Genomic DNA, 1,927 nt, shown 5'->3' on the forward strand with positions numbered 1-1,927 from the left:
CGGCTGAACATATCTGTACAGGCCATAGGCAAATCGGTAATTCGGGGCGAGAGCCTGTTAGCAGACAGTAAATATTCTCTAACCGGTAAGTAAGTTGAAAAGTTGTGAACGTCCCCAATGTGTCCCCGATTGTAAATTCACACAAAGGTATTGATGGAAAATCTGACTGAAATATTGTTGCCGTATATCTCTTATGATGAAACTGGAATTTTAACTTCTATTTGGGTTGCCGGGTTACATGTATTATTTGTAATGTTTTTTATATCCCTTTTAATTAAATTTTATATTGTAAAACGCTCAATAAATAGAGTGGAAACAAACTTTACTGAAAAAGCTGTTTCAACGAATAAATATTTAAAAATTGATTGGTTGTCATATCAGCAACATTTTATAAATTTAGATAAATCTAAAAAAACTGATGATTTTGCTGAACAGTATTTTGGCATCGCTTTAATCGAAAAGATATTTAATACAGAACTCTGGAAAAGTGTCCCAGGCATGTTTGTTGGTTTTGGTATATTAGGCACATTTGCCGGTCTTTGTATTGGTCTCAGTGATTTCAATTTTTCTTCTTCAAAAGTAATACTTTCAAGCATACAGATATTAATAGATGGAATTAAAACAGCATTTTTAACATCATTACATGGTATATTCCTTTCAATTATTTTTGGGTGTTTTGAGAATGTTGGATTTCATTCACTTGAAAACACCATCCAAAAGTTATGTGCTTTTCTAAACAATAAATATAAACTTACCAAATACGACAAAATTCAAATTGCAAAAACAGAACGGGAAGATTTGCTTCAATCGCTTGATAAGTCGGCGAATGAAAGGCAAACAGAAATTCAAAAAATTATTATCAATCAATTTCAATTAAATCGGAATGAAATCACTAATCACCTTTCAGAATATTTGAATAAATTATTTGTTACCAAGGATAACAGTGGAAATGAATTACACCCGGCAAATATATTTCGTGATCTTTTAAGAGAAACTGAGCAACAATCTCAGGCTTTGAAATCATTTTCAACAGACTTAGCTGACGTAATTATGGGAAGGCTTGAGGAGATGTCAACTCGTTCTATTCTTCCGGAATTTAAAAAAATAATTGATTCTTTTGAGTCTCTTGAATCATCAATAAAATCTTTTTCTTTAACTGCCGGACAAGACATGGGTAACGAGTTGAAGAATATCGTCTCATCTTTACAAAAAAATCTTGAACAAATAGTGGAAGATTTCCGGGAAGCATTCAGTTCAGGCGCAATGCAGCAGTTAAATAGAGTGGTTGAGGCGTTAAATGAATCTGCAAAAGTAATGGAAGCCCTTCCATCGTTACTCGAAAAAATGCTGGCAGATATTAATCAAACAAGCAACGAGGATTCAACAAGACGAAGAAAAGAAGCATCTGCAGAGTTTGACAATGTAAAAAATAATTTTCGCACTGCTGTTGACGCTATAGTAAAGAATCTTAATCAGATGGAAATTATCAGGGTGGAGAGGGAAAATGAACGTCAGGAACAGGCTTCAGGTGAATTAGAAGATACAATCAAGAAATTTCAATCTTCCATTGATTCAATTATCGGAAATCTTTCCAGGGCAGAGCAAAAACAGATAGATAGAGAGCAGGAGTTGTTAAATCAAGTAAATGGCAATCTATCTGATTCCGTTAAACAAATTGAAGACATGATTTTAGTTCAGGAGAGTTATACTAAACAAATAACAGACCTGCTTTCATCAACAAGAGATGTTGTAAAGGATGAAAAAGAATTGCTCACACAGATAAATGAAAACAATAACTTGATGGTAAATATTTCCCATACGTTTGGCGCAATATCATCCGATTTAAAAAATAATACCGGCAACATTGAAAGCTCCATTAATTATCTGAATTCATCTCTTCAAACCCTTAAAGAGCAATTTGGCAGAA

Annotated in this window: 1 protein-coding gene; it reads left to right on the top strand. The window is 33.4% G+C overall.

Features of this window, described 5'->3' with window-relative positions; genetic code table 11:
* Positions 1-153: 153 nt before the first annotated feature.
* Positions 154-1,927, top strand: a 1,774-nt coding sequence (locus tag U9P79_09005) for a hypothetical protein (protein MEA2104759.1), incomplete at its 3' end; no start/stop codon positions are given.

It is taken from the genome of Candidatus Cloacimonadota bacterium (genome assembly GCA_034661015.1).
GTDB lineage: Bacteria > Cloacimonadota > Cloacimonadia > JGIOTU-2 > JGIOTU-2 > JAYEKN01.